Origin of the sequence: Natronorubrum sp. A-ect3 (assembly GCF_041821125.1) — an archaeon.
In the GTDB taxonomy this organism is placed as follows: Archaea; Halobacteriota; Halobacteria; order Halobacteriales; family Natrialbaceae; genus Natronorubrum; species Natronorubrum bangense.
The window spans coordinates 715,216-741,657 of record NZ_JBGUBB010000002.1 but is presented as its reverse complement, the minus strand read 5'-3'; the positions used below and the strand labels follow the sequence as shown (position 1 = coordinate 741,657).

Below are 26,442 nucleotides of genomic sequence, written 5' to 3'. Positions count from 1 at the left end.
CGGCCCAGCCTGTGTCGCTTGCCGGCGTTGGCAAACGGCGACGTGTGGCGGTGTGTGTTAGAGTTCGCGGGCCATCATCACTTCATCGACGAGTTCGCCGTCGATTGCGTAGTGATCTCGGCGGATCGCTTCGGTATCCCAGCCGTGATGGGTCAGAAACTCGAGGGCACGATCGTTGGTGATCGGCACGCTGTTGTACAGTTTCCGGTAGCCGTTGGCTTCGGCCCACTCGAGGCCGCGACTCAGGAGTTTGCTGCCGATCCCGTGGCCGCGGTGGGCCTCGCGGACGCCGACTGTCTGCTGGGCAGTGCCGTGCATCTGTTCGATCTGTGGCAGATCGAGATGGGTCCAGCCGACGACCTCCCCGTCAATCGTCGCGACGAAGAACACTCTGGATTTGACGGTGTTGTGTCTCGTGACGGTGTCTTCATAGAGCAGTTCCTCGGCGATGGTCTCTGCGACGACGTACGTCTCCTCCGACGTGACGTCCCGGATCGTCTCGATGAGCCCGTCGAAGTCGGACTGTCGGCCCGGCCGGATGACGAACTCGACACCGTCCCGTTCGTGTTTCGTCACCGCCCCGAACTCGAGTGCGATCTGAAGCGTTCCGCCCTCTTCTTGCAGATAGCCGTCAGCTTTCAACCCCTCGAGATGTGTCTGGAACTCGTCTGACGAGAGCGACACGACGTCCAGGAGCTTGTGTCGCTTGACGGTCCCGTTGCGCTCGACGTACTCATAGAGACGCCGCTTGGCGTCTGATGTAAACGTTGGCCGTTCGGTCGCTCCCATACGGCTCGTATGCAGACTAGTGACTTAGATATTGGGTGATGATATCAATAACCACGATCGTTCGCATTCGAGAGAGGTGTTTGCCTCGTCGCCAACGGCTCGAGCAAGCAGACGGTCCCGCGAGACGATCGATCGAACGGCTTTTGCAACGTCGGGAGGTAGGTGGCGTCGATGGACGTACTGATCGTCGGCGCGGGCGAGATGGGGACGTGGTTCGGGCAGGCCACGGACGCCACGGTCACGTTCGCCGACGTGGACGAAGACGCTGCCGTCGCAGCCGCCGGTGCAGTTGGGGACGACGCCGAAACCACCGCTCTCGATGGAACTGAGAGCTACGACGTCGTCTGTATCGCTGTCCCGATGGGTCACGTCGTCGACGCGATCGCCGACCACGCTGGCCGGGCCGAACGCGCAATCGTCGACGTCTCGGGCGTGATGGAACCACCGCTCGAGGCGATGGCGACCCACGCACCCGACCTCGAGCGAGCGAGTTTTCACCCGCTGTTTGCCCCCGAGCGGGCCCCCGGATCGATCGCGGTCGCCAGCGACAAGCCAGGCCCAGCGATCGATGCGCTGCTCGAGTCGCTCGTCGCGCGTGGCAACGACCCACTCGAGACGACGGCAACCGAACACGACGAGGCGATGGAGACGGTGCAAGCGGCAACCCACGCAGCCGTGCTCTCGTTTGCTCTCGCTGCCGAGTCGGTGCCGGACGGATTCGAGACACCGATTTATCAGGGACTCCGGCAGCTGACCAAGCAAGTAACCGGCGGGACGCCGCGTGTCTACGCTGATATCCAGCAGACGTTCGATGGAGCCGACAGGGTCGCCGACGCCGCATCGGCGATCGCCGACGCCGACCCGGCGACACTCGAGTCGCTGTACCGAGACGCTGCCCAACAGTGGCACGGCGAGGACCACACCGCTGACGACTGCGAGAGCGACCGCGTTGGGACCCGTTGCGACGCCGACACCATGGACCGAGAACCCGTTGCCGACGAGACAGATGGAGGACCTACTGAATGAGTGATCACCGCGACGCCGTCCGCTCGAACGCTAAATATCTCCGCAACGTCAGACCGATCGATCCCGAGGAGATCTGTGACTACATCGAGGGCTCGCCTCACCCGGCAGTCGTTCGCCAGCATCTCCGAGAGATGGCGGTCGATCTCGGCTTGCTCGAGCGCGACGACGGCACGTTCGTCCCCGTTTCGGACGAGCCGGTGTCGCCGCGGCACGGGCCAGTCACACAGCTCCCCACATCGTACGAACGCCGACTCGATGACCTGTTGGCCGACCGCTACGGCGTCAACTGGCACGAAGACGCAACCGGCGACCTCCTACGGTCGACCGTCCGCCGATTCAAATCTCACTACCTCGAGGGACGACCGGTCGAGTACGACGACGACGTCGCTGCGGGCTACGCGATCTACCACCTGCCGGGCTACTACGCCGCCGTCCAGTACGCACTGGACGACCTCGCCGAGCGCGGGCTGTTAGATCGCAGCATGCGCGTCCTCGACATCGGCGCTGGCGTCGGCGGGCCAGCGCTCGGGCTCTGTGAATATCTCCCCGACGACTCCTTGCTCGAGTACCACGCCGTCGAACCCAGCGCCGCCGCGGACATCCTTGAGGAACTCCTCGACGAGACAGGACAAAACGTTCACTCGACGATCCACCGGACGACCGCAGAAGCGTTCGATCCGGCTGCCGTCACCGACGACAACAGCGACGGCTTCGATCCAACGGCTCCCGACGACGGCTTCGACCTCATCCTCGCCTGTAACGTGTTGAGCGAGGTCGACGACCCGACGGCCGTGCTTCGCTCGGCGCTCGAACTGCTCGCCCCGGACGGGACGGCCCTCGCGATGGCTCCCGCCGATAAAAACACCAGCGTCGGGCTTCGTGCGGTCGAACGCGATCTCGAGGACGAGCGGCTGTGGGAGCCCGACGAACTGGGACTCGCCGATGGGGACAGCGCTGATGGCCGACACGGCCGCGTGACCGTCTACGGACCAACCGTCCGCCTCTGGCCGAACGAGCGCCCCTCAGATCGTGGCTGGTCGTTCGACGTCAGACCCGACCTCGAGGTGCCGCGCTTCCAGCGCAAACTCGACGCGGCGACGCCAGAAAGCGACGACGAGCACGCCCCCGGCGAGTTCGTCAACGTCGACGTCCAGTTCTCGTACTCGCAGTTACGTCTCGATGGCCAGCGACGGTTCGATGTCGCACTCGAGACCAGCGACTGGGCGACGATGGCCGAGATGGAACGCCACGTCACCAACCGGATCGACATCGTCGCGGCGAAGCTCAGTCGCTCGCTAAGCGAGAGCGATGACGACTACAGCGGGCGGTCCAGCAGATCGAACCCACTGTTCAAGATCAGCGACGGGAGCGAGGCGATCGACCACTACGCCGTGCTGACGAACGAAACCGAGCTCAATCGACCGCTCCTCGAGGCCGATTACGGCGACCTCTGTTCGTTCGAACAGATTCTCGCCCTCTGGAACGACGACGAGGGGGCGTACAATCTGGTCGTCGACGAGAACACGATCGTCGACCAGCTCGGCTGACGCCACCTCAACTCACCCGGTCGTCACATTGCCGACGTCGTTCGACGATCACGGCCCAGTTTTCGGACCGCTGACTCCCAAAAGCGGTGGGCTTTTCGCACTAGACACCAACCCGGTGATATGAGCGACCCCCTCGAGATCCTGCTGACGAACGACGACGGGATCGACAGTACCGGCATCCGGGCGCTACACGATGTGCTCTCTGAACACGCCAACGTAACCGTCGTCGCTCCCGCAAACGACCACAGCGCTTGCGGGCGCTCGATCTCACACGAGGTCGACGTCAGCGACCACGAGCTGGGGTATGCCGTCCATGGGACACCCGCCGACTGCGTCGTCGCTGGGTTGGCCGAACTCGGCCCGGTTCCGGATATCGTCGTCGCGGGCTGTAACAAGGGGGCGAATCTGGGCGAGTACGTCCTTGGCCGGTCGGGGACGATCAGCGCCGCCGTCGAGGCTGCCTTTTTCGACGTCCCTGCCATCGCCACCTCGATGTACGTTCCCGCCCCCGGGACGTCGCTGCGCGATATCGATCTCGACGTCGACGATTATGCCGAAGCCACTCGCGTGACGAGCTACCTCGTCGACCACGCCCTCGGAGCTGGCGTCTTCGACCATGCCGCGTATCTCAACGTCAACGTCCCGCTTGCCGACGGCGAGCCCGCTCCCTTCGAGGTTACGCGACCCTCGAAACGGTACGAGATGGACGCCGAACGCGACGGGAATCGGGTGCATCTCAAGGACCGCGTCTGGGAACAGATGGATCCCGAAACGCTGCCCGACCCCGACGGGACTGATCGTCGGGCCGTCGTCGAGGGACGGATCAGCGTCTCTCCGCTTACAGCACCCCACTCGACGAACCATCACGAGGCACTGACTGCACTCGCAGAAACGTATCCGGCGGCCGTCGAGCACTAAGCTGCTTGTTCACCGACACGAGAACGGAATTCGCGACCGAACTGATTTGTATTGGGATGGTGAATCCTCAGCTATGACGAGCGTCGAACTCGAACACTGCGTGTCGTGTGGGTCTCTCGAGCAGACCGAGAGGCGCCAGTACGCGCGCCTGTCGGCGATTGGCGACCACCTCGAGGCAGTTACACCTGCGACCGGTGTCCACGGCGTCTTCAGCGGTCGAGTCGACAGCGACGTCGTCGTTACCACACAAAAAGACACGTCTATCGTCGACGAGGACGTCGATCAGATTCGTGATCGATCGTGAGCGCGATACCGACTCACCGCGTGTGTCGAATCGGTGATGTGATAACTGACTTGCGGGTCGCAAGGCCGTCGCTATTCGCCGACAGAAGCATTACGATACTCATACCGTAACCGCCAGCGACAGGGATAGATAATATATGAAACACGAAATTAACGTAGAGACGCGTTCGAGTAGCGATCGTTTCGACGGAAAGTGATCAACAATGGTATTCAATGCACTCTGGGCCCGGCTTTCGTCTCTCTGGTCGTCGGATTCGACGGACGAAGCGGCGGACGACGAGTCCACGGCCGAGAAGTCAGACGACGAAACTGGTGACGAAACACTGAGTTATGCAGAGGAGATCGAGTACGGTGTCGATGAACAGGACCTGCCGGACGAGGACAAAATTCTCAGGCTGTTGGTCAAACGTGGCGGCCGTGTCGATCAGTCGACTGTTCGAGAAGCAACTGGCTGGTCGGACGAGCACCTGGCGGAGGTCATCAACCGGATGGAAGACGACGGACAGATCAGTGCGATCTCTGTCGGCCGGAAACGAGTTATCTGTCGGCGTGGATTCGAACCGAAAGGGTACCGATCACATCTCAGTGAGTGACGAGCCACAGCCGACAGACAACGGGCGTCACAGCAGGTGAACACGCAGTTGGTTCTCGCCTTCGCGTTACCCGCAGAGAGTTCCGACGGTGTTCTCCACGGTCGTGTGTGCACTCCGGCAGCGCCCATATGGTGACAACCAGCGGTTGAACAGCCCTGTTCACACGACAGTCCTGCGTTGCGTGTCGCCATCGAACCAGATGTGACAACACCGCGGTCGGACCAATACGCATCCAATTTGGCGTATTCAGGCCGAATTCACTTCCGTCGAACGCGTCTTACAGTAGCTATGTTAGAACTCGCAATAGCGTTCTTCGTGATCGCAATCATCGCCGGCGCACTCGGCGCGACCAACGTCGCGGGTGTCACCATGTCCATCGCCAAGTGGCTGGTGGTGCTCTTTCTCATCCTCGCAGTCCTGTCGCTGCTGCTGTGAGTCGCCGTCTGACTCACCGCCTGCGCCGGGTTGCCGTGTTAGCCGCAGGTGCACGTCGCCGTCGACTGATGCAGTGTCAGGTCGGTTCGACAGAGAACACCGTCGACAAACAGCTGGCCATCGCTTGTGATCGTCACCTCGTGGTCGGCGACGTCAAAGGTAAACTCCCATGTGTTACCTTCGTCACCAGCTAACTGTGTCAGGACCTCCGGGTTGATGTACTCATAGAGGGTGTACTCGACCTCGTAGGGGTCAAGCCGATCTGCCTCGGCCAACGCCTCGACCACATCGACGATCAGGCAATCTTGCCCGTGCTGTGCCGCTACCGTTCGAGTCGACCTCGAGTGAGATGGATTCATGACGAACTCTGTTGTCGTGGCTGCGAGTATATTCTCTCTCGTTGGGCGGACCACTATTAACTACGTTGTCACTACTTACCCGGCGGTACACGCGTCGTTTGCGTACGGTGTACCTGACCGGTTCGTTTCAATAAATTCTGTTCTGAGGGAAGTTCTGTGTGACACGATTTACGTTCATGGAATACGATATGTTGTACGGCGTGACGCTCGTCTTGTCTTCCGGCACGCAGACGAGTGCCAACTGAACCGAGTAACAGACCATCGCTGTCGTGGGATGCGGTGTGCAGTGACTGTCCAATCGGTCACGCGCGGCTGTCGACCGAAAGGCGGGAGTCTTGGGGATCCAGCCACAACCGTCTCACACAGATGCAGACCAGCACCAACGACGCGGGGTGGCGTCGATGATTCTCGACGATTCCGAGGGGACCGCAGCCGAGTACGAGGCGCTTGCCGACGCCCTCGAGGAGTTGCGCGATGAGGTCGCAGCCGAGCCGATCAAAGAATCACGACTCGAGGGATTGTTTGATGAGGCAACCACGAGCAACCCCAAGATCTGGAACACAGTGACCGCCTTCATCGATCTCGAGGACGGCACCGCAGTCGTCACGGAGGAGTCGAAACTCGCACGTGGGAAGTGGGCTCCGGAAATCGTCGACGACTGCGATGCGATGGTGACCGTCGACGTCGAGTACGGCCAGATGCCCGACGAATTCAAATACACTGTCGCGAAGAAACTGGACGAACAGATCGAAACAGCACGGGAGCGGGCGCAAGCGACTCGAGACGACGAGTGAGCGCTCGCGGCCTGTCAACAGCTGTTTTGTGATCCACGCTTGCGATAGGCGGACCTCGACGGAGGAAGGCGTCCGACTGGTCGGATCACAGGCCAATCGTCCATGGAAACTCCACACAGGCGACGCCACCGGGGCTGCGTGTCGATCAACGCAGGGATGCAGACGGCACTCATCGATATCACAATGCGTCGTGAAAGACAGTCACGCGATCAATCAGGACCATTTTCCGGGGCTCTCGAGTGCCCCTTCTCCATCTCGGCCCACACCAAGCGGCCGCCGTACAGCGTCGACCTGCTGGACGACCGGATCGTAATCAGTGGCTACGACGCCGATAGCGGGGCGGTTCAAGTGGTAGTCGTGACCGCCATGCCGGTCACTCGAGCGTGGGCCAAATCGGAGTGTTCGTCCGGCCGGGACGACGCTCGCCCACTCACAGCAGCCCGCATCGTGGACTGACTTCCGGCGATGTTCGTGTCGGCTTACACTGGTCGGGTCCTCACTTTCGATCTGGATCTTGGCTCTCGGTACGGTTGGTCTCACGCACGAGCCATCGATCAGCTGGTGACACGTGTGCAACAGGTGCACGAACGGCAGCAACTGCTGAACTGTCATCAGATAGCTACCTTACCCACCTTCTCGTAGCAACCGTTGATGGGGAATGACAGACCAATGAGTCTCGACCAGCACATCACCCGCGGCGTAGGCATCGAGAACCACGAGTCCATTTCGGACCAGGCGGTGAACGCCTGTCAGAAATACCGTCTGATGGGCATCTCGATGCGTGCCGACAAACCAGCCCCAGCAGTGGAACCATGACACAACTAACAGAGACACAGGACGTTGCGTGCCCGAAATGTGGAGAGACCATCAGTCTCACCGTCCCTGGAGCGGACGTGGAACTGAAAGTGAGCCCGTATGTCGCTGCATTTGGTGAGTACACGAAAGTCGAATGTACGGATGAACATTCCTTCTGGGTGTACTACTGTTAGCCCGATCACGATTTTTGCTCGCGGTCGGCCACAGTCGGAATCGTCTCCATCACCGCCGCCGGAGACACCGAGCTCGAATCCAGAGCTGCCTCGAGTACCCGTTCGACGTCGCCCGAACCGTTGCGGTGCATCGCCACGAGCTGCCGGTCAGCATCCGTGCGATGTGGTCTCCGATCAGGGTGTCGAAACACTCGTACAGATCAACTGCAGCTGGCTCGAGACTCGAGTAGCGTGACCATTCGACTCACTGAATACGTCGAAACAGGCCACTACCGAATCGGAAAAGCAGTGCTTACTGGGTTGTTCGCGCTACAAGAATGGTGGACTCGCCGGGATTGAGCAACCACTTTTGCGATGTTCGGCGAGTTTACTGATCGGAGCAAGTGAAGCGAGCGGAGAGAAGTGGACTCGCCGGGATTTGAACCCGGGGCCTCTCCCATGCCAAGGGAGTGATCTACCCCTGATCTACGAGCCCTCGTTCGCATTCAATCGTTTCTCCGGGGAATAGATAAACCCCTCGAAACGCTCGAGCCAACCCTGTCGTTACCACACATACGAGACGATCGGCGGTCATCGCCGAAACGACGCGAGGCCACAGGCCAGCTGGAACCGAACGCGAGCGTCCAGCCGAGAGCTGTCGACGGCAGAGTCGTGGTCGCGAGCCCGGTCTAGAAACCCTTTAGTCCGTTCGACGGAAAGCAGGCATGGGAAGCGCACGGCCGCAAATCCGACTGTGCCATCCACTGTTTCGGATGGCTTGGGATTGCGGAAGTGCACCGGCAGTCGGCCGACCCGACTGTTGCGTACGGAGCGGTCAGTGCGGTTCCTATCCTCGACCAATGGCACGAATGCACACCCGCCGTCGTGGCTCGTCCGGATCGGACAAGCCAGCGGCAGACGAACCGCCGGAGTGGAGCGACGTCGACTCGGACAAGATCGAAGACCGAGTCGTCGAACTAGCAGAGCAGGGCTACGAGCCAAGCCAGATCGGCATGAAGCTGCGTGACGAAGGTGTCACGGGCACGCCGATTCCGGACGTCAAGCTGGCGACCGGCAAGAAGCTCACCGAGATTCTCGAGGAGAACGACGCGAAGTCGGACATTCCCGAGGACCTCTACAACCTGATGGAACGTGCCGTGCGCCTGCGCGAGCACATCCAGCAGAACCAGCAGGACTACCAGAACAAACGCGCCCTGCAGAACACGGAATCGAAGGTTCGCCGCCTCGTCGACTACTACCGTGGTGACGAGATCGAGCCTGACTTCACGTACTCCTACGACGTCGCCGTCGAACTCATCGAAGAGTAAGCACTCGCTCCATGGCAACCGAAGGTCGGTCCGTCGAATCGGCGTCTGCCCCCGTCTCGAGGACACTCGAGAGCGCGGGCTTCGTCCACATCGTCGCGCGAGCCGACGGCGACGCGCTCGCGGCGAGTGGCCTCCTCACGAGGGCACTGGCCGAGCACGGGACGCCGTTTCAGGTGAGCGTTGACCGGACCGTCGCGGCGCGGACGGCACGCGTTCGCGACCGAACGCCGACAGCAGACGACGTCACGATCGCAATCGGTGCGATCGATACGGACGTGACGCGACTCGAGACGGCCGACCGACCAGCCACGCTCGCGGCACTCGACTGTGTTCGCGAACTCGGGACCGATCCGGAGCCCGTGCTTGCACTCGCCGGCCTCGTCGCCGCCGATATCGAGCCGGGTGCCGGCGAGAGCGAATGGGTGCTCGAGACCGCCCAAGAGCGCGGGCTCGTGTCCCGCCGACCAGGGGTTGCAGTTCCGACCGCAGACCCAGTCGACGGGCTCGCCCACACGACGCGGTTGCACGCATCGTGGTCGGGTACTCCAGACGCGACGCGCGACGCGCTTTCGCGACTCGGCATCGACCTCGACGCTCCCGAGACGCTCACGGCCGACGACCATCGAGCGATTGGCTCGAGTGTCGCACTCGACGTCGTCGGTGCTGAAGCGGCGACTGCAGCGACCGCAGAGACGGTCCAGCGGGCGCTTCGCCCGTATGCGACGCCAGATCACACGTTCGAGACGGTCGGCGGCTACGCCGACGTGCTCGAGGCGACGGCCCGGACCGATCCAGGGACGGGCGCTGCGCTCGCACTGGGCCACGAGGTCCACGAGCCGGCGCTTGCAGCCTGGCGCGAGTACGGCCGTCGCGCTCACACGGCACTCGAGACGGCGTCGACGAGTCGTTATAACGGACTGTTCGTCGTCGAGATCGACGACGGGCCAGTCGAAGCAGTCGCACAGATCGCCGCAGCGTGTCGCTCGCCGGAGCCGACCGTCCTCGCGATCGGCGAGGGACGGCAGCAGTCGGCCGATGCCGACAGCAACGAGGCAGCGATCGTGACCCGGGGCGACGACCCGCTCGGCGCGACTGTCGAGGGTGTTGCCCGGGAACTCGGCGACGAGGGCGACTCGAGGGCCGAGTACGATATCGGCCATCGGCGTGGCTACCTTCGGTACGATTCAGCCAGGGATAACGCGACGATCATCGAGGCAGTGAGGGAGTTACGATGAGCCGACACGCGACCATTCGAACGGCTCACGACGAGCCGGAACTCGTTGTGCGGGCAATAGACCCGGACAACACAGACGAGATGGAGACTGTCGTCTCCGACGATGGTGAGGCCGTCGTCACGCGGATCGACCGCGAGACCACTGGCGGACTTCACTCGACGGTCGACGACTACGTCGTCAATCTCGAGGTCGCAGTCGACGTCATCGAGCAGACGCGAGCGGGACAGCACGACCAACCGACGGACACGGGCCCTGTGTCCGACAGCGATCAAGAGACACTACCAAACAATGAGTGAACGATCAGTTTCACGCGCAAAACAGGAAAAGCGGTGGTACACCGTCCTGGCACCGGAGCAGTTCGACCGGCAGGAACTCGGCGAAACCCCCGCTGACGAACCGGAGAAAGTCTACGACCGAACCATCGAAACGACGCTTGGCGAACTGAACAACAACGCCAGCGAGAACAACACCAAGCTGACCTTCAAAATCACCGACGTCGGCAGCGACAGCGCCTACACGGAGTTCAAGGAACACTCCCTGACCCGTGACTACCTTCGCTCGCTGGTCCGCCGCGGTGCCTCGAAGATCGAAGCCTACGTCACCGTCCTGACGACGGACGACTACCGTGTTCAGATCCAGCCCGTCGCCTTCACGACGAAAAAGGCCGACGCAAGCCAGGAGAAAGCCATCCGCGAGACGATGGTCCAGATGATCGAAGAGGCCGCCGCCGAGCGCTCCTTCGAGGAACTCATCGACAGCGTTGTCGAGGGACGACTCTCCTCGGGCATCTACGGCGAAGCCAAGACGATCTACCCGCTGCGCCGCGTCGAGATCCAGAAGACGACACTCGAGGCACACCCCGAAGAAGTCGCCGAAGAGGAAGCGACCGCGGTCGACGTCGACGAAGAAGACGTCGCCACGGACGACTAAGCGCAGACAACGACGACACCGATTTTTTCGACGCGACGAACACCGACAGCAGCAGCATCCATGCCTGTCTCAGTCGTCTGCCGGCACTTCCGACGTGCCACCCGAGTCGTCCTCGAGTGCGTGTTCTGGATCACGAACCACCGTCTCGACATCGGGCGTGAGGTCGTTGCTGACCGATCGTCCGTCTTGCTCACGGACGATCAGGTCGTCGGCTGCGAGCGCAGCGAGGTGGTGTGAGACAGTGCTCGGGTCGCACTCGAGTTCGTCGGCGAGTCGGCCGTTAGAGACCGGGCCGAGGGCCGCGAGCGTCTCGAGCAACTCGCGCTTTGCGGGTTCTGCGAGGGCAGCGTGGAGTTCGACACCGACGGTGCCATCAGGAGTTGTGACTGTTCTCTCGCCGTCGGCCTCGAGATAGTATCGGCGCTTGCCGTGTACTTTGGCCGTAGCGACCAGTCCCTCAGCTTCGAGGATACGGACGTGATGGCGGACCGTCGAGAGGGCGACGCCGCTGTCGTCGCTTACCTGCGAGAGGTACACACCCGGTTGGGATGCGATCGTTTCGTAGACGGCTCGACGATGCTCGTTCTCGAGCGGGTCCGAATCGTCGTACCGGCTGTATTTGAAGATGGGGGCGAGCTCCCAGGGAACGACCGAGCCGACACGCCGGAGCAGACGGAGCCCACTCGAGTGAGTGAGCCAGTTGGCCACCAGCCCGCTCAGACCGCCAGCGCCAGCCGCTCCGGCCGACGTGCTGGCGCCTGCAGACGCGCCGGCACCAGCGCCAGCACTAGCGGCGGTGATCGCACCCAATAGACCGACGAGGACGGCATCCGTCGCGGGTGTGGTTCCACCGGCTGGCATCCCGTCAGCACCATTGTCGGCTGCAGCCTCGGCGGCATCCGCTCTCCCGGGTGTGTCGCTCATCGAACGGTCGACGCTGGCCTCGAGTCCGACAACTGGCGCGTCGATCGTGGTCGATGCTCCACGGTCGCGCTCGAGGCCAGTAACAGTCGTGTTGGTGGTGTTCTCGACCGTGTTCGTCGTTTCAGTGACTGTCCCATCGAGGGTGTCGGTCGTGTTGGTGGTGTTCTCGAGCGTGTCCGTCGTCCGGTCGGTTGTGGCCTCGAGACCGTCTGTCGTCTTCTCGAGATCGCCACTCGTTTCATCGACCGCCTCTTTGAGATCCGCAGTCGTGTCGTTCGTCGTGTTCTCGAGCGCACCAGTCGGTCCGTCGACTGTGTCCTCGACCGAGTCGGTGTCTGTCTCTAGGGCTATCGAGCCGTTAGCTGGTGTCGCCGCTGTCACGACACCTGCCATCCCGACACCGACGAGCAGCACAGTCACGAGGCACACGACAATCCGGCTCGTGGCCGACGAACGGTAACTCATACTACGCAGGTCCCTTTCTGCAGTCGAGCGTAATACATGTTTCTCGTTTCGTGACAATAACACAATTAGAACAGTTTCACCGGGGCTCCAGCCGCGGTCGATCCAGCAAGCTATTTCCGCGTTCGAAGGTGGGTTCCCCATATGGATCCGGCGCTTGGCCCGCCTGCAGCGATGGCCGAGAAACGCGACGAGCTGACGCCAATGATGGCGCAGTATCACGATCTCTGTGCGCGCTACGATGACGCGATCGTGCTCTTTCAGGTGGGGGACTTCTACGAGACGTTCTGTGGAGCCGCCGAACGGACCGCACGGCTGCTCGAGATTGCCTTGACCAGCCGCGAGGACTCCACCGGCGAGTATCCGATGGCCGGGATTCCGATCGACAACGCCGAATCGTACATCGAGACGCTGCTCGAGGCGGGGTATCGGGTTGCCGTCGCGGATCAGGTCGAAGCGCCCGGCGAGTCACCGGGAGTCGTCGAGCGCGCCGTCACGCGCGTCATCACGCCCGGGACGCTCACCGAGGACGAACTGCTCGCCAACGATGACAACAACTTCGTCGCGGCGCTGGCTCGTGGACGCGACACTGACGAACTCGCACTCGCCTTACTCGACGTCTCGACGGGCGACTTTCTGGCGACGAGTTCGGACTCGAGCGACGCCATCGCCGACGAGATTAGCCGCTTCGAGCCGTCGGAGGCAGTCGTGGGTCCGGACGCACCGGCCGACGTCTTCGACAAGCACTGTATGGTGACGCCGTTCGACGCGGCCGCGTTCGACCGTGAGCGCGCGGGTGACACCCTCTCGAGATACGTTCGAAACCCCGACGCCTTGCTCGCGAGCGAGACCGAGATTCGAGCCTGTGGCGCACTGCTCGCCTACGCGGAGTACGTCCGCGGCGGCAACCACGAAGGCGAACGCGAGACGCCAGTCGAGACAGAGCACGACGAACCCGAGACGGACGCCGATGAACCGGATCAAAAGCGACTCGAGTACATCACGCACCTCACTCGCTACGACCCTCGCGAGTACCTCCTGCTGGATGCTGTCGCGCTGCGCAGCCTCGAGCTGTTCGAGCCTCGTGGCGTCCACGGCGACGACGAGGCGACGCTCGTTGGCGTGCTGGATGAGACGGCGTGTGCACTTGGCGGCCGGAAGCTCAGAGACTGGCTTCGCCGGCCGCTGCTCGAGCCCCGCCGGATCGAGACACGGCTGGATGCCGTCGAGGAGTTGACCGCTGCCGTCCAGCGTCGGGAGACGCTTTACGAACTGCTTCGGAACGTCTACGACGTAGAGCGACTGATCGGTAGAATCTCCCGCGAGCGAGCGAACGCGAGAGACCTCCGGTCGCTTCGAGAGACGCTGGCCGTCGTACCCGACATCCGGGAGCAACTCGCCGACGCCGACTGTGACCGACTGCAGGAACTGCACGCAGATCTCGACCCGCTCGTCGACGTGCGCAAGTTGATCGACGACGCAATCGTCACCGAGCCGCCGATCGAAATCACCGAGGGCGACATCATCGCAGAGGGGTACGACGACGCGCTCGACGAGCTTCGGACGACCGCCCGCGAGGGCAAACAGTGGATCGATGACTTAGAAGACGGCGAGCGCGAACGAACCGGCATCGACTCGCTGAAAGTCGGCTACAACTCGGTGCACGGCTACTACATCGAGGTGACGAACCCGAACCTCGATGCCGTCCCAGCGAACTACGAGCGCCGTCAGACGCTGAAAAACTCCGAGCGATTCGTCACACCGGAGCTCAAAGACCGCGAGGACCAGATCGTCGGCGCCGAAGAACGGGCCGACGGCCGTGAGTACGAACTCTTCTGTGACGTTCGGAAAACGATCGGTGAGGAGGTCGAGCGCGTGCAGAGACTCGCCGACGCGCTCGCCACGCTCGACGCACTCGTCTCGCTTGCGACCGTCGCCGCACAGTACGACTACTGCCGCCCCGATATCATCGAAGACGACCAGCACGACCTCGAGATCGACATCGAGGGCGGTCGCCACCCCGTCGTCGAGCGTACACAAGCGTCGTTCGTCCCCAACGACGCACACCTGACCGATGATCAGCGGCTCGCGGTGATCACGGGGCCGAATATGTCTGGCAAATCGACGTACATGCGTCAGGTCGCCCAGATCGTCCTGCTGGCGCAGGTCGGGAGCTTCGTTCCTGCGAAAGCTGCGAGGCTGACGCCCGTTGACCGAATCTTCACCCGCGTCGGGGCCAGCGATGACATCGCGGGCGGGCGCTCGACGTTCATGGTCGAGATGGACGAACTCGCGACGATCCTGCGCGAAGCCGACGAGCGCTCGCTGGTCCTGTTAGACGAGGTCGGCCGCGGCACGTCGACCGCCGACGGCCTCGCCATCGCACAAGCCATCACCGAGCACATCCACGACGCGGTCGGCGCGACAACGCTGTTTGCGACCCACCACCACCCGCTGACCGAGCTTACGGCCGATCTCGAGGCCGCGTTCACGCTCCACTTCGAAGTCGAGCAGGACGACGGCGAGGTCGTCTTCCACCACGAAATCGTCCCCGGCGCGGCGACGGGGTCGTATGGCGTCGAGGTCGCAACCGCTGCGGGCGTGCCCGAAGCCGTCGTCGAACGGTCGCGGGAACTCGTCTCAGCAGCCGCAGAGACATCGGACGACACTGTTGAACCGACAGCCACGGACACCGACTCGAGTGCACCGTCGCAGGCGACAGCCGATGGCGGCGCGGTCCCGCCCGCTGTCGCTTCTGAACTCCGCGACCTCGAGCTTGCCCATCTCACGCCGGTCGAGGCGCTGACGGAACTCGACCGACTGCAGCGGCTGCTCGAGGAGTGAAGCGGTGACCGGACAGACAAGGGAATGACAGGGTCGCGCTGATTGGAACGTCTCTGTTGCTCGCGAGGGAAAGCTACCAACAGACCGGATACATCACGTCACTGCGCCCAGCGCAGCCAGCGCCGTCCTACTCGCTCGTCGGCTCGAGGGAAACGAACTCGAGGCCGTGATCGACCAGCAAGCGGTCGGCGCGATCCGTCACGGAGGGCGCGACCAGAATCCCGCGGACGTCGGCGTCGGCGTGGAGATCGCGTTCTAAGGCGTCGACGTACCGCCGGAGTTGGCCAACCGCATCTGGGCCGACGCGGCGGCGTTTGAGTTCGACGACGACGGTTCGGCCGGCCGCGTCCTCACCGTAGATGTCGACGGCACCGGCGGCCGTCTCGCGTTCGGTCGCAAGCGGCCTGAAGCCCGCCTCGAGTAGCGTCGGCTCCTCGAGGATTCGCTGTCGGAGATCCTCTTCAGTTCCCGACAGCGTGAGCTCGTTCTCGTCGGTTCCCGAAAACGCTGAGACCTGCAACACGTCCTGGAAGCGAACGCACAGTCGCTCATCGGGCGTCGGTCGCCTGCTCTCGAGGACGAGCGTTTCCGCACCGTTTGCGTCGACGTCGTCGGCGGTGCGGTCACAGAACACGTCGTGTGTACAGCCCGGCGGCTGCCAGTTGACTGGCTGTTGGCCTTCGTCAGTGTGGACCAGCGCCGCCCCGTCGGGTTTGAGCATCACATGGCGATCGCCCGCCTCGAGCGTGCTCGAGGCACGGCCCTCGTAGTCGACGGTACAGCGGCCGAAGACGGTCACCAACGCCTCGCGCTCGAGCGCGTCGGCGATGGCCTCACAGGCCGCCCCGAGTGTGGGTTGCTCGAGCGTTACGGCCCGTGCTGACGATGTCGGTGTGCCGGAAGTCACTGCAACGGGGTAGCTGTCGCGGAACTAAAAGCGGTCCGGACCAGCGGAGCGAGTGGGAGACGACCGCTGAGTTAGCGTATATCAAAAACCCTTATGACTGTTCGTCCATGCGTTCGACGCAATGACGAACGGACACAACCGCCGTCGATTTCTCCAACTCACCGGCACCGGCGCTGCCGCATCACTTGCTGGCTGTACCGATCTCGGACTCTTGAGCGATGACGAGGCCGACGAGCGGCTGACCGCCATCGTCGAACCGGACCAAGAGGACGTCGAAGCACTCTACGACGACCTCGAGGCGGGCGAGATCGACGAGGCGGAGTTCCAACAGCGCGCTCAGGAGCTGCAAGAAGAACCGATCGAGGAGTTCGAAAGCTATGCGGACGCCGAAGACATCCAGATCGACGAGTCCACGACTGAGGGTGCTGGGCTGTATCTGATCGACGGCCCGGACGAGGCGATCCTCGGTGCCCTCCGAAGCGGCCCCATCACCGTGCTGTACGGCAGCGATGCCTACGACCTGATCCTCGAACAGCAGGCACAGCAACAACAGCAACAAGAACAGCCCGAGCTGGACGAGGACGACCTCGAAGAGGAACTCGAGGAAGAACTCGAGGAAGAAGACGGAGCGGTCGAAGACGATGGCGACGCCGAGGAGGACACTGACGACGAAAGCGACGGCGAAGACGACGAGTAACGTTCCCGCAGCGAACTTCTTGACTTTCGCCAAGCCATCGGCTCGAGCCGGCGCTTACTCGGCGTTCGCTGATCGGTCGCCGACGCTGAACGGACTCTCGCGTTCAGTCCAGTTCCAGCCTGGGAGCCGTTCCTGAAAGCCGGCTGCGAGTGCCGCCTCGAGATCGTCCACACCCGCGTTCTCATCTTCGTCGCCGTGGACCTGCAGGTCTGCGTAATGAAAGGTCGCCTCGCCGAGTGTCCGCAGCGGCTGGGTGCCGGCGATCGTCGCTGCGAGCTCGCGGCCGAGGATCTCATCGACGATGAAGCCGGGATAGTCGCCCTCGACATCGAGGTCTCGGAGGATCGCGACCATCGCGGCGACGTTGACCGCCAGATCACCGTCGGCGAAGACGGCGTCGACTGCCTCGAGATACTGTGTTTCGGTCACGTGATCGACATCGGTCTCGAAGATTGCTCCGAGATCATCGCGGACGTGATTGATGACCGGGACGACGGTTTCAGCACGGTCTGCGACCCAGTTTCGCTCCGTCACGACACGCTCCGGTGTGAGCTCCATACCCCCTGTTTGTGACGGATCATCCTGATGTTTGCGAAGCTTTTTATACCGCGCAAGCAGTAGCGTCGAATAAGCGGGTTCTCCCTGGAATCTTCCCGCACGAACCAGGATAACCGACCTGGGAGCGTGTTCGTACACACGGTATAACGCGATGATTTGGGATACTGGACGGTATATGATCACTGTTGTCACACAACGACAGCATGGATCTCTGACATCGAGATTAGCAGACAGCGATCGTCGCTTGGCTGTTCTCGAGTCGCAGTTCCTAGTCGCGTCGGACCGACCGGACACCGGCTCCTGGCGGCGAGTTCACGCAAGCCACAATCGGCGATTATGAGTACTGTAGAGCAGCAACTTGACGATTTGAAAGCAGAGATCACGAGCGAGTTACCGAACGATATCTCGGTCTCCTCGGTGAAATATGAAGGCCCCGAACTGGTGGTCTACACGCGCGATCCGAAGAAGTTCGCCCAGCAGGGTGACCTCGTTCGGAAACTCGCGAGTAAGCTTCGGAAACGGATTACCATCCGACCTGATCCGTCCGTTCTCTCACGGCCCAACGAGGCCCGCGAGGAGATCATGGGTGTCATCCCCGAAGAAGCAGGCGTCACGGACCTCGATTTCCACGCCGACACTGGCGAGGTCGTTATCGAGGCCGAAAAGCCCGGGATGGTCATCGGCCGCCATGGCTCGACACTCCGTGATATTACGAAAAACGTCGGCTGGACGCCCGAAGTCGTCCGAACGCCGCCGATCGAGTCTTCGACGGTCTCGAACGTCCGCAGTTTCCTCAAACAGGAACGTGACGAACGACGGGACATTTTGGAGAAAGTCGGCCGGCAGATCCACCGCGAGGAGATGTCCGACGACGAGTACGTCCGTATCACGACGCTTGGCTGTTGCCGCGAGGTCGGCCGCGCGTCGTTTATTCTTTCGACACCCGAAACACGGATTCTCGTCGACTGTGGCGACAAGCCCGGCGCAGAGGGTGAGGTCCCATATCTCCACGCACCCGAGGCGCTTGGCGCAGGACCCCAGACCATCGACGCCGTCGTCCTCACCCACGCCCACCTCGACCACTCCGCGCTCATCCCACTCCTGTTCAAATACGGCTACGACGGCCCGATTTACTGTACCGAGCCAACGCGGGATCTGATGGGGCTGCTCACGCTCGACTACCTCGACGTCGCGGCCAAAGAAGGCCGTGCGCCACCGTACGAAAGCGAGCAGGTTCGCGAAGCGATCAAACACACCATTCCCCTCGAGTACGGCGATGTCACGGACATCGCCCCCGACGTCAAACTCACCTTCCACAACGCGGGCCACATTCTCGGCTCGGCCGTCTCGCACTTCCACATCGGCGACGGCCTCTACAACGTTGCGTTCTCCGGCGACATTCACTACGACGACACCCGCCTGTTCAACGGTGCCGTCAACGACTTCCCCCGCGTCGAGACGCTCGTCCTCGAGTCGACCTACGGCGGTCGCAACGACTACCAGACCGACCAGCAGGATTCCGAGGAGAAACTCAAGGAAGTCATCAACAAGACCCATGAAAAGGGCGGCAAGGTCGTGATCCCGGCGTTCGCCGTCGGTCGATCACAGGAGATCATGCTCGTCATCGAAGAGGCGATGCGCAACGGCGACATTCCGTCGATGCCGGTCCATCTCGACGGGATGATCTGGGAGGCGACAGCGATCCACACGACCTACCCCGAGTATCTGCGTGACGACCTCCGAGATCGGATCTTCCACGACGACGAGAACCCGTTCCTCGCCGAGGAGTTCAACCACATCGACGCCGGCGAGGAAGAGCGCCAGGACGTCGCCGACGGCGGCCCCTGTATCATCCTCTCGACGTCGGGTATGGTCACCGGCGGCCCGATCATGTCCTGGCTTGGCCACATCGGCCCCGATCCGGACTCGACGCTCGTCTTCGTCGGCTACCAGGCTCAGGGAACCCTCGGTCGACGCATCCAGAGCGGCTGGGACGAGATCCCAACAAGCGAAGTCGGTGCCATGGGCAACAACGGCGGTGGACGTGGGACCCTCTCGCTGAACATGGACGTCGAAACCGTCGACGGCTTCTCGGGCCACGCCGACCGAGCCGGCCTCGAGAACTTCGTCAAGACGATGAACCCACGCCCCGAGAAGGTGCTCTGTGTCCACGGTGACGAACGCTCGACACAAGATCTCTCGAGTGCGCTGTATCACGACTACAACATGCGGACGTTCGCGCCGAAGAACCTCGAGACGTTCCGGTTTCTCTAACGCTCGATAGAATCCGCGCGGACACACCGCTTGCGGCCGTGTTTTGCCTGCTGTCCGCTCCAACGCTCGCCGATCGTGCCGGGCTGAACGAAGACGAGCGGGACTTTCGGTACAACGGGGCAGGACGGTGTCTGAGCGCCGTGGTGAGCGAACACGCTCCGGTTCAGACGGTGATGAGGACGACAGCGACGACGGCGAGTCCCAGACCGAGGAGAGTCGTCGCACCGAGATTCGTCTCGAAGTACACGACGTCGACGACCACGGGAACAATAAAGTAGAGAGCCGCGATCGCCGACACGATCGCCATGTCGCCCCGCGTGAGCGCGCCGTAGAAGCTCACCGTCCCGATCGCGAGGAACACTCCGGAAAGCAACGCGAAGACGAGATCCGTCTGGGTCCCGGTGATCGGTCGCCGAGCCAGCAACACGTAGATCCCGATGATCCCGAGACTCGCAACGTAGGACAGAAAAACCGCGTTCACGGCCGAAACCGACCGCGTCGCGAGACCCGCTGTCACGACCCAGCCGCCGAACAACAGTAGCGCTCCAACCGCCAGTCCGATTCCGACGTTGACCATGGGCGATGTTTGGCGACGCGAACTAAAGTCCGATCACTCCGGCAGATACCAGAACGCTCTTTTGACGTCGTCGTGGCGAGGTGAGTTCGGTACCGCCTCGTGCGGTCTAGTGTAGCGAAAGCTCCACATCCGCGAGCCGTCTGCGGGTGTCCCAGTACTGACACAGCAGTCCGCCCCACGCAGCGCTGACCGACAGCGGCAGGACGTCCGTGACCGAGAGCGCCGGTCAGGACAGTTGCTTCGAGACCCACTCGAGGTTCGTCGCGAGCACGGCGAGTGCGAGCGCGCCGAGCGAGATGAGAATGAGGAACGTCGAGACGACGCTCACCATCGGGTCCATCGCCTGTCGGAGTTCGGTCCAGGCCAGGACGGGAATCGTCTCTGTGCTAGCCGTCGAGAGGAACAGCGCCATCACGAACTCCTGGAGGCTGATGATGAAGGCGAGCAGCGCGCCGACGAAGACGCCGTGTTTCACGTTCGGAAGCACGACGTGAACGAACGACTGGACGGGACCCGCGCCGAGGTCGTGGGCGGCGTCTAGCTGTTGCCAGTCGAAGCGGCTGAACACTGATCGCATTACGAAGTAGACCAGCGGCGTCGCCCAGAGGGTGTGTGCGAGGATGATACTCGCGTAGGAGCCCCGCAATCCGCCCTCGTTGAAGTACATCAACAGCGTGATGCCGAGGATGACCGGCGGAATCAGTAGGGGGATGAGTACCAGCGGCGCCACGACGCTGCCGAGCGAACTGTCGTCGAACTCCTGGCCGAACGCGCCGAGCACGCCGAGCAACGTCGCGAGCGCGGCGGTACCGACGCCGACGACGATGCTGCTCGTGAACGCCTCGAGCCAGCGGATGCTGTCGAAGAACTCGACGTACCAGGTCACCGAGAGGTTCTCGGGCGGGAACGCGATTCGAGCCCCGTCCGAGAACGAGGTTGCGATGACAACTAACAACGGCACGACCATGAGCGCGAACAGCGCCAGATAGCCGGCGCGGAACGCGACGGTTTCGACGGTTTCTCTATGCAAGTTCGAACTCACCTCCGAATCGGTTGAGGACGCCGAAGATTACGGCGATACAGACCGACATCAGACCGAGCATAACGGCCGACAGTGCGGCTGCAGTGGGATAGCTCATATCGCCGAGCATCAGGCTCTCGACGTAGATGGCGAACGTGATGTTGTTCGAGAGGAGTTCCGGTGCCGCGTATGCCCCGACACTCCAGGCGAACGAGACCACCGCCGCGACGATGATTCCCGGCATCACTTGCGGCACAACGACCTCGAGCACCGACCGCGGCCGGCTCGCTCCGAGGTCGCGGGCGGCCTCGACGACGTGCCAGTCGGTCGTCGCCATGACGCTGTAGATCGCGAGCACGGCGTACGGAAGGACGATGTACAGCTGTGCGATAACGACGCCAGCAGTGCTGTACAGCAGGCCGGCGGGTTGCAACAGCGGATCGAAGGCGTAGGTCCGGATGACGAGCGTCGTCAGCAACGGGAGCACGACCGAGAACAGCAGGAGCGACTTGACGACCCCGCTCGAGCGCCAGATCGCGTACGCGTAGAACAGCCCGATCGCGACGGACAGCACCGTCACGACGACGCCGAGGAAAAACGAGTAGCCGAGGACGCTCCAGATCAGGTCGCTGGCGAAGACCTGCTGGTAGGCTTCAAGCGACCACGTTCCCTCGTGGTAGACGCCGTCGCTCGAGGGAGCGGCGAAGCTGATCCGCAACAGAATCGCAAACGGGATCACGAAGATCAGGAGTTCGAACGCGATCAGCGGTGCCATGAGCAACAGCGCCCGACGCGACCCCGACTGGGCGGCCAGTCGGGACCGAGCGGCGCTGATCGGGTTCGAGAGCGTCGACAGCGGGGTGGACGATGTCTCCGTCATGGCTCACGAAGCGAGACGCGGCTCCCGTCCGCGCGGAACGCGAGGACGTCTTCACCGTTCCACTCGAGGGTCACGTCGTCGCCGGCCGACAGCGACCCCGAACTCGCGTCCGTTCGCTCGGCGAACACCGACGTGCCGTCGATTGATACGGAGTAGCGAACGGTCGAGCCGCGGTAGATGACGTTCGCGACCGTGCCCGCGACGGCGTTGGTCGTGCTGCCGTCGGTGACCGCCCGCTGGCCGGTGGTGGCGGTCGTCGCGGCGTCCGGTTCCTCTCCATCGATCGAGAGGATCTCCGGTCGCAGCGAAAGCGTCAGCTCGTCGCCAGACTCGAGGGCGTGGTCGCCGTCGCTTGGAAGGATCAACTCGGCGTCGAGTTCCGTCTCGACGTAGACCGCCTCCCTGTTCGTTCGCGCGACCGTCGCGTCGACGAAGTTGGTGTCGCCGAGGAAGCCCTCGATGAAGCGGTTCTTGGGGTTCTCGTAGACCTCGTCGGGATCGCCAACCTGAATCAGTTCGCCCTCGTTCATGATGCCGATGCGGTCGGCGAGCGTGAACGCCTCGTCCTGGTCGTGGGTGACGTGGACGAACGTCTCCTCGAGGTCGTCGTGGATCTCGCGGAGTTCGATCTGCATGTCTTCCCGAAGCCGCTTGTCGAGGTTCGACAGCGGCTCGTCAAGCAGTAAGACATCCGGGTTGACGGCGAGTGACCGCGCGAGCGCGACGCGCTGTTTCTGGCCGCCGCTGAGTGTCGTCGGATCCTCGTCGCCGTAGCCGGCCATCTGGACTCGCTCGAGCATGGACTCGGCGCGTTCTTGGCGTTCGTCGGTCGAAATGCCGCGCATCTTGAGTCCGAAGGCGACGTTTTCGAGGACGGTCTTATGTGGGAACAGCGCCCAGTCCTGAAACACCGTCGAGGTGTTCCGGTCGTAGGCGGGCTGGTCGGTAACGTCCTCGCCGTCGAGTCGAATCGCGCCCTCGGTGGGCGTCTCGAGACCGGCGAGCATCCGCAGCGTGGTGGATTTGCCGCTGCCGCTCGGTCCGAGCAGGCAGAGCAGTTCGCCGTCGTCGATCTCGACCGAGACGTCTTCGACTGCGGTGGTCTCACCGTATCGCTTCTCGAGTCCCTGCAAGGTGATGGTGGACATAACAGTTGAAATAGCGTGGTATGGAAGTGGTTCGGTTATGACGAGTGTTGCATACTGTCGAACGCCTCGGAGAGTTCACCGGCGTGGTCCGAGAGGAAGCTCCAGTCGGGGAACGCGATGTTCTTCGCTTCCTCGTTGGTCGTCGGGAGGTCCGCCTCGAGTTCTGCGGGGTACTCGATGTTCTCGTTGCTGAACATCATCGGATGGTCTTTGGCCCACGCCGATTGGACCTCGGCGTCGAGCAGGAAATCGATGAACTCCTCGGCCTCGTCTTGTCTGTCGGTGCCGCGGACAACACACCAGTTGTTGATCCAGCCCGTCGTCTGCTCGGGCATGGTGTGGGTCAGTCCCTCCTCGTCGTCGATATCGTATGCCGTCTGGTCGTAGTACCACTGGGCGACGTCGATGACGCCGTTGTCGAACGCCTGCCAGATGTCTTCGCCGGAACTGGCCCACTCGTCGACGCCCCAGTCTTCGACGGCCTCGAGGATCTCCTCGTGGTTGTCGTCGTCGTACATCGCTTCTGCGTCGCCTTCCTCGCCCATCCCGAGCGCCGCGGCGTACATCGGGTACCACCAGAAGCCGGTGTCGATCCCGACGCCCTCGCTGTCGGCGACGGCGTCGCCGGAGAGGTCGGCCCACGTCTCGGGGTCGACATCGGCGTCCTCGCGGTGGATGATCGTACAGGGCGCGCCGTCGACGGGCATCCCGTACTCGGGGTCGCGAATCTCTGTGAAGAAGTCCATAATCTCGTCCTCGTTGGAGATGTTATCCCGGTCGATCGGCTCGAAGAGGTCATCCTGTCGCCCGTAGTAGTAGAAATTTCCCTCCGCGACGGTGACGTCGAACGGTGGGTCGTCCTCGGGTGCGTTTCGGATCTGTTCTAAGACGCCGTCCCAGCCGCGCTCGATATGGATGTCGGTGTCGTGCTCCGCCTCCCACTGGGAGACGAGGCCCTCCTCGAATCGGTCGGCGTAGTTGCCGCTCCAGACCATCACACGCAGGCCCGACTCGCTGCCGAGCAGTTCGGCACAGCCCGCGAGCGCGGTGGCCGAGCCGACCGCCGTCGCCGAAAGCAGCCGTCGACGTGATGTCGTCGGCGAACGATCGACTGGTTCGGAAACTGTCTCGCTCGTCTCTGCAACCCCATCAGGGTCTGCAGCCATTGGTGCCCCGGTTCTACCCGGGTGCTGACATAAAACCGTTGTGGACCTCGCCGAACGCCAGAGTCCGGTCGCCGTTGCCTATAGTAGCCACTGCACGTCACTGCACACCAGATCGCTTGATGGGTGCGCGGTTCGACGCGATCCGGACGGCGACCCGTCAGCCGTCATCTCGCGCCGTCTGTCGCGCCGGTCGACTGATCGCCCTCCCAGTGGTCCTCGTGGACGAGCGCGTCGACGTCTATGCGCTCACGCCATCCTTCCTGCTGGAGAACGGGCTCTTCGGGGAAGCCGTCCTCGGGATAGCCCAGACAGAGATATGCAACCGGTTTGACGTGGGGCGGAATCTCGAGTACCGCCTGCAGTTCGGAGGGGTAGAGCACGCTCACCCAGCCGACGCCGACGCCTTCTGCACGCGCAGCCAGCCAGAGGTTCTGGACCGCCAGACACGTCGAGTAAACGTCGGTTCGTTTCATCGAACTTCGACCGAGCACGTGGGGTGCCCCCCGCGTCGGATCACAGGTCACGCAGATGTTGATCGGCGACTCGCGGATCCCCTCAAGTTTCAATGCGGCGAACTCCGATCTCGTCGGCTCTTTGTAGCCCTCTCGAGCGGCCGCGATCGCACGGTCGGCGATCTCGGCGATCTCGGCTTTCGTCTCGTCGTCGCGAACGACGACCAGATCCCAGGGCTGTGAAAAGCCGACACTCGGGGCGTGGTGGGCCGCCTGAATGAGTCGCTCGAGGACCGCCTCAGGGATCGGATCGTCTCGAAACCGGCGGATGTCCCGACGGGCGTAGATGGTCTTGTAGACTGCGTCTCGCTCGTCGTCGGTGAATGAAACCATCGTTTCAGTGGATAAATCAGAGTTGCATAAAGACGGTGATCGGGTTCGGACGACGATCGATAACTCAAGACCGACATCGCGCCGTGTTCACTCGCCGACGTCGGCCGGATCGACGACTTCGCCCGTTTCGGGATAGACGCCGACCTGATCGCAGATGTCGCCCATCGGGCAGGCGTCAGGGTCCTCGAGACAGGCGGGTCTGCGGGCCGTACAGTACTCACGGCCGAACTGGATCGACGCCGTGTGGCCGAAGCCGCATTTGGCTGCGGAGACGTCTTGCTCGAGGAGTTCGCGAACGGCCTCGTGGTCGGCGTCGGGTGGGGCGATACCCATGCGCCGATAGATCCGGTGGACATGCGTGTCGACGGGGAAGACACCCGATCGGCCACCCGAGAACAGCAACACGCAGTCGGCCGTCTTGGGACCAACACCGCGAACGGAGAGTAGTGTCTCGCGGACGGCCGATGGCGACTCGTCTTTGACGTAGCGATCGAACGCGGCGGCGGAGCCGAACTCCTCGAGGACCCATGCTGCGGTATCGATGATGGTCTCGGACTTCTGGTTGTACAAGCCAGCACCACTGATCGTTTCGGCAAGCATCGACTGGTCGGCGCTTGCAAGGGATTCGGCGAGATCGATGTCGTCGCCATCGTACGTCGCTAGCAGCGCGTCGTGGGCCGGCTGGCTCGCCTTGTCGCTCGTATTCTGGCTCAGAATGGTCCGAACGAGACAGTCGAACGCATCCTGCCTGTCACCGGTCCGGTCCCAGAATATCGACTCATCGTCATCGATCGTGACCGCGTTCTGTCCGCCGTCGATGTTGTGTTCGGGAAACCCGCGATCGCCGTAGCGATGGGCAAGGCGATTCACGACGGCTTCGGCACGAGTGTCTGTGACCATCCGTACGGAGGCTC

General features: G+C 62.6%; 27 protein-coding genes and 1 tRNA gene. 15 read left to right on the top strand and 13 right to left on the bottom strand.

All coding sequences use genetic code 11. From position 1 onward, the window contains the following. Positions 1–57: 57 nt before the first annotated feature. A complete protein-coding gene (locus tag ACERJA_RS10350; RefSeq protein ID WP_373608111.1) occupies positions 58–789 on the bottom strand; it encodes an N-acetyltransferase family protein in 732 nt (243 codons plus the stop codon). Positions 790–960: 171 nt separating this feature from the next. On the opposite strand from ACERJA_RS10350, the gene ACERJA_RS10345 reads away from it, so the two are divergent. The 6 genes from ACERJA_RS10345 to ACERJA_RS10320 all read left to right on the top strand — a co-directional run bounded on the left by ACERJA_RS10345 (position 961) and on the right by ACERJA_RS10320 (position 5,611). Continuing rightward, positions 961–1,815, top strand: coding sequence for a prephenate dehydrogenase/arogenate dehydrogenase family protein (locus ACERJA_RS10345; protein ID WP_373608110.1), 855 nt, complete (start codon positions 961–963; stop codon positions 1,813–1,815). Next, positions 1,812–3,362 (top strand): small ribosomal subunit Rsm22 family protein, encoded by a 1,551-nt coding sequence (locus ACERJA_RS10340; protein WP_373608109.1) that lies wholly within the window; start codon positions 1,812–1,814, stop codon positions 3,360–3,362. Before ACERJA_RS10345 ends, ACERJA_RS10340 begins: the two co-directional genes overlap by 4 nt. Positions 3,363–3,482: 120 nt before the next feature. Then, positions 3,483–4,280, top strand: a complete 798-nt coding sequence (gene surE, locus ACERJA_RS10335) for a 5'/3'-nucleotidase SurE (RefSeq protein ID WP_373608108.1) — start codon at positions 3,483–3,485, stop codon at positions 4,278–4,280. A gap of 73 nt (positions 4,281–4,353) precedes the next feature. Further along, entirely contained in the window at positions 4,354–4,584 is a 231-nt protein-coding gene (locus tag ACERJA_RS10330; protein ID WP_373608107.1) for a selenoprotein, read from the top strand. A 202-nt stretch (positions 4,585–4,786) separates the two neighbouring features. Further along, entirely contained in the window at positions 4,787–5,176 is a 390-nt protein-coding gene (locus ACERJA_RS10325) for a hypothetical protein (RefSeq protein ID WP_373608106.1), read from the top strand. Positions 5,177–5,464: 288 nt separating this feature from the next. Then, positions 5,465–5,611: a DUF1328 domain-containing protein gene (locus tag ACERJA_RS10320; RefSeq protein WP_373608105.1), complete on the top strand. Its 147-nt coding sequence runs from the start codon at positions 5,465–5,467 to the stop codon at positions 5,609–5,611. A 38-nt stretch (positions 5,612–5,649) separates the two neighbouring features. Here ACERJA_RS10320 and ACERJA_RS10315 read toward each other — a convergent pair whose 3' ends face one another. Further along, positions 5,650–5,970, bottom strand: a complete 321-nt coding sequence (locus ACERJA_RS10315) for a HalOD1 output domain-containing protein (RefSeq protein WP_373608104.1) — start codon at positions 5,968–5,970, stop codon at positions 5,650–5,652. Between the two features lie 401 nt (positions 5,971–6,371). Between ACERJA_RS10315 and ACERJA_RS10310 the strand changes: the two genes are divergently transcribed. Then, on the top strand, positions 6,372–6,764 hold the full coding sequence (locus ACERJA_RS10310) for a hypothetical protein (protein ID WP_373608103.1): 393 nt from the start codon (positions 6,372–6,374) through the stop codon (positions 6,762–6,764). A 138-nt stretch (positions 6,765–6,902) separates the two neighbouring features. After that, the gene (locus ACERJA_RS10305) at positions 6,903–7,220 is read left to right on the top strand and encodes a hypothetical protein (protein WP_373608101.1); all 318 of its coding nucleotides are present in this window, start codon (positions 6,903–6,905) and stop codon (positions 7,218–7,220) included. A 936-nt stretch (positions 7,221–8,156) separates the two neighbouring features. Here ACERJA_RS10305 and ACERJA_RS10300 read toward each other — a convergent pair. Beyond that, a tRNA-Ala gene (locus ACERJA_RS10300) sits at positions 8,157–8,228 on the bottom strand. A gap of 364 nt (positions 8,229–8,592) precedes the next feature. On the opposite strand from ACERJA_RS10300, the gene ACERJA_RS10295 reads away from it, so the two are divergent. The 4 genes from ACERJA_RS10295 to ACERJA_RS10280 are packed head-to-tail and all read left to right on the top strand — an operon-like array spanning position 8,593 to position 11,225. After that, the gene (locus tag ACERJA_RS10295) at positions 8,593–9,060 is read left to right on the top strand and encodes a 30S ribosomal protein S15 (RefSeq protein WP_006064386.1); all 468 of its coding nucleotides are present in this window, start codon (positions 8,593–8,595) and stop codon (positions 9,058–9,060) included. Positions 9,061–9,071: 11 nt separating this feature from the next. Continuing rightward, positions 9,072–10,295 carry an exonuclease gene (locus ACERJA_RS10290; protein WP_373608100.1) on the top strand — a complete coding sequence of 408 codons (1,224 nt, stop codon included), beginning with the start codon at positions 9,072–9,074 and terminating at the stop codon, positions 10,293–10,295. After that, positions 10,292–10,591, top strand: coding sequence for a KEOPS complex subunit Pcc1 (locus ACERJA_RS10285; protein WP_373608099.1), 300 nt, complete (start codon positions 10,292–10,294; stop codon positions 10,589–10,591). Before ACERJA_RS10290 ends, ACERJA_RS10285 begins: the two co-directional genes overlap by 4 nt. Continuing rightward, positions 10,584–11,225 (top strand): 30S ribosomal protein S3ae, encoded by a 642-nt coding sequence (locus ACERJA_RS10280; protein ID WP_373608098.1) that lies wholly within the window; start codon positions 10,584–10,586, stop codon positions 11,223–11,225. The genes ACERJA_RS10285 and ACERJA_RS10280 overlap by 8 nt, the downstream gene beginning before the upstream one ends. A 69-nt stretch (positions 11,226–11,294) precedes the next feature. Here the strand turns inward: ACERJA_RS10280 and ACERJA_RS10275 are convergent, their stop codons facing one another. Beyond that, entirely contained in the window at positions 11,295–12,569 is a 1,275-nt protein-coding gene (locus ACERJA_RS10275) for a winged helix-turn-helix transcriptional regulator (protein WP_373608097.1), read from the bottom strand. A 186-nt stretch (positions 12,570–12,755) separates the two neighbouring features. On the opposite strand from ACERJA_RS10275, the gene mutS reads away from it, so the two are divergent. Further along, positions 12,756–15,455: a DNA mismatch repair protein MutS gene (mutS, locus tag ACERJA_RS10270; RefSeq protein WP_373608095.1), complete on the top strand. Its 2,700-nt coding sequence runs from the start codon at positions 12,756–12,758 to the stop codon at positions 15,453–15,455. A 127-nt stretch (positions 15,456–15,582) separates the two neighbouring features. On the opposite strand, the gene nucS is transcribed toward mutS, so the two are convergent. Then, positions 15,583–16,362, bottom strand: coding sequence for an endonuclease NucS (gene nucS / locus ACERJA_RS10265; protein WP_373608094.1), 780 nt, complete (start codon positions 16,360–16,362; stop codon positions 15,583–15,585). A 121-nt stretch (positions 16,363–16,483) separates the two neighbouring features. Here nucS and ACERJA_RS10260 point away from each other — a divergent pair, with 121 nt between their 5' ends. Next, positions 16,484–17,059: a hypothetical protein gene (locus ACERJA_RS10260; RefSeq protein ID WP_373608093.1), complete on the top strand. Its 576-nt coding sequence runs from the start codon at positions 16,484–16,486 to the stop codon at positions 17,057–17,059. Between the two features lie 54 nt (positions 17,060–17,113). Here ACERJA_RS10260 and ACERJA_RS10255 read toward each other — a convergent pair whose 3' ends face one another. Then, positions 17,114–17,617: a hypothetical protein gene (locus ACERJA_RS10255; protein ID WP_373608092.1), complete on the bottom strand. Its 504-nt coding sequence runs from the start codon at positions 17,615–17,617 to the stop codon at positions 17,114–17,116. Positions 17,618–17,953: 336 nt separating this feature from the next. Between ACERJA_RS10255 and ACERJA_RS10250 the strand changes: the two genes are divergently transcribed. Beyond that, on the top strand, positions 17,954–19,891 hold the full coding sequence (locus ACERJA_RS10250) for a beta-CASP ribonuclease aCPSF1 (protein ID WP_373608091.1): 1,938 nt from the start codon (positions 17,954–17,956) through the stop codon (positions 19,889–19,891). Positions 19,892–20,054: 163 nt separating this feature from the next. Here ACERJA_RS10250 and ACERJA_RS10245 read toward each other — a convergent pair whose 3' ends face one another. The 7 genes from ACERJA_RS10245 to nth form a co-directional block, all read right to left on the bottom strand. After that, positions 20,055–20,468, bottom strand: a complete 414-nt coding sequence (locus tag ACERJA_RS10245; protein WP_373608089.1) for an EamA family transporter — start codon at positions 20,466–20,468, stop codon at positions 20,055–20,057. Positions 20,469–20,694: 226 nt separating this feature from the next. After that, complete coding sequence (locus tag ACERJA_RS10240) at positions 20,695–21,498, bottom strand: ABC transporter permease (protein WP_373608087.1); 804 nt, start codon at positions 21,496–21,498, stop codon at positions 20,695–20,697. Beyond that, on the bottom strand, positions 21,491–22,369 hold the full coding sequence (locus ACERJA_RS10235; RefSeq protein ID WP_373608086.1) for an ABC transporter permease: 879 nt from the start codon (positions 22,367–22,369) through the stop codon (positions 21,491–21,493). The genes ACERJA_RS10240 and ACERJA_RS10235 overlap by 8 nt, the downstream gene beginning before the upstream one ends. Then, positions 22,366–23,517: an ABC transporter ATP-binding protein gene (locus ACERJA_RS10230; protein WP_373608085.1), complete on the bottom strand. Its 1,152-nt coding sequence runs from the start codon at positions 23,515–23,517 to the stop codon at positions 22,366–22,368. The genes ACERJA_RS10235 and ACERJA_RS10230 overlap by 4 nt, the downstream gene beginning before the upstream one ends. A gap of 35 nt (positions 23,518–23,552) precedes the next feature. Further along, the gene (locus tag ACERJA_RS10225) at positions 23,553–24,683 is read right to left on the bottom strand and encodes a PotD/PotF family extracellular solute-binding protein (protein WP_373608084.1); all 1,131 of its coding nucleotides are present in this window, start codon (positions 24,681–24,683) and stop codon (positions 23,553–23,555) included. Positions 24,684–24,847: 164 nt separating this feature from the next. After that, entirely contained in the window at positions 24,848–25,528 is a 681-nt protein-coding gene (gene bluB / locus ACERJA_RS10220) for a 5,6-dimethylbenzimidazole synthase (protein ID WP_373608083.1), read from the bottom strand. A gap of 87 nt (positions 25,529–25,615) precedes the next feature. After that, positions 25,616–26,428 carry an endonuclease III gene (gene nth / locus ACERJA_RS10215; RefSeq protein ID WP_373608082.1) on the bottom strand — a complete coding sequence of 271 codons (813 nt, stop codon included), beginning with the start codon at positions 26,426–26,428 and terminating at the stop codon, positions 25,616–25,618. Positions 26,429–26,442 lie beyond the last annotated feature (14 nt).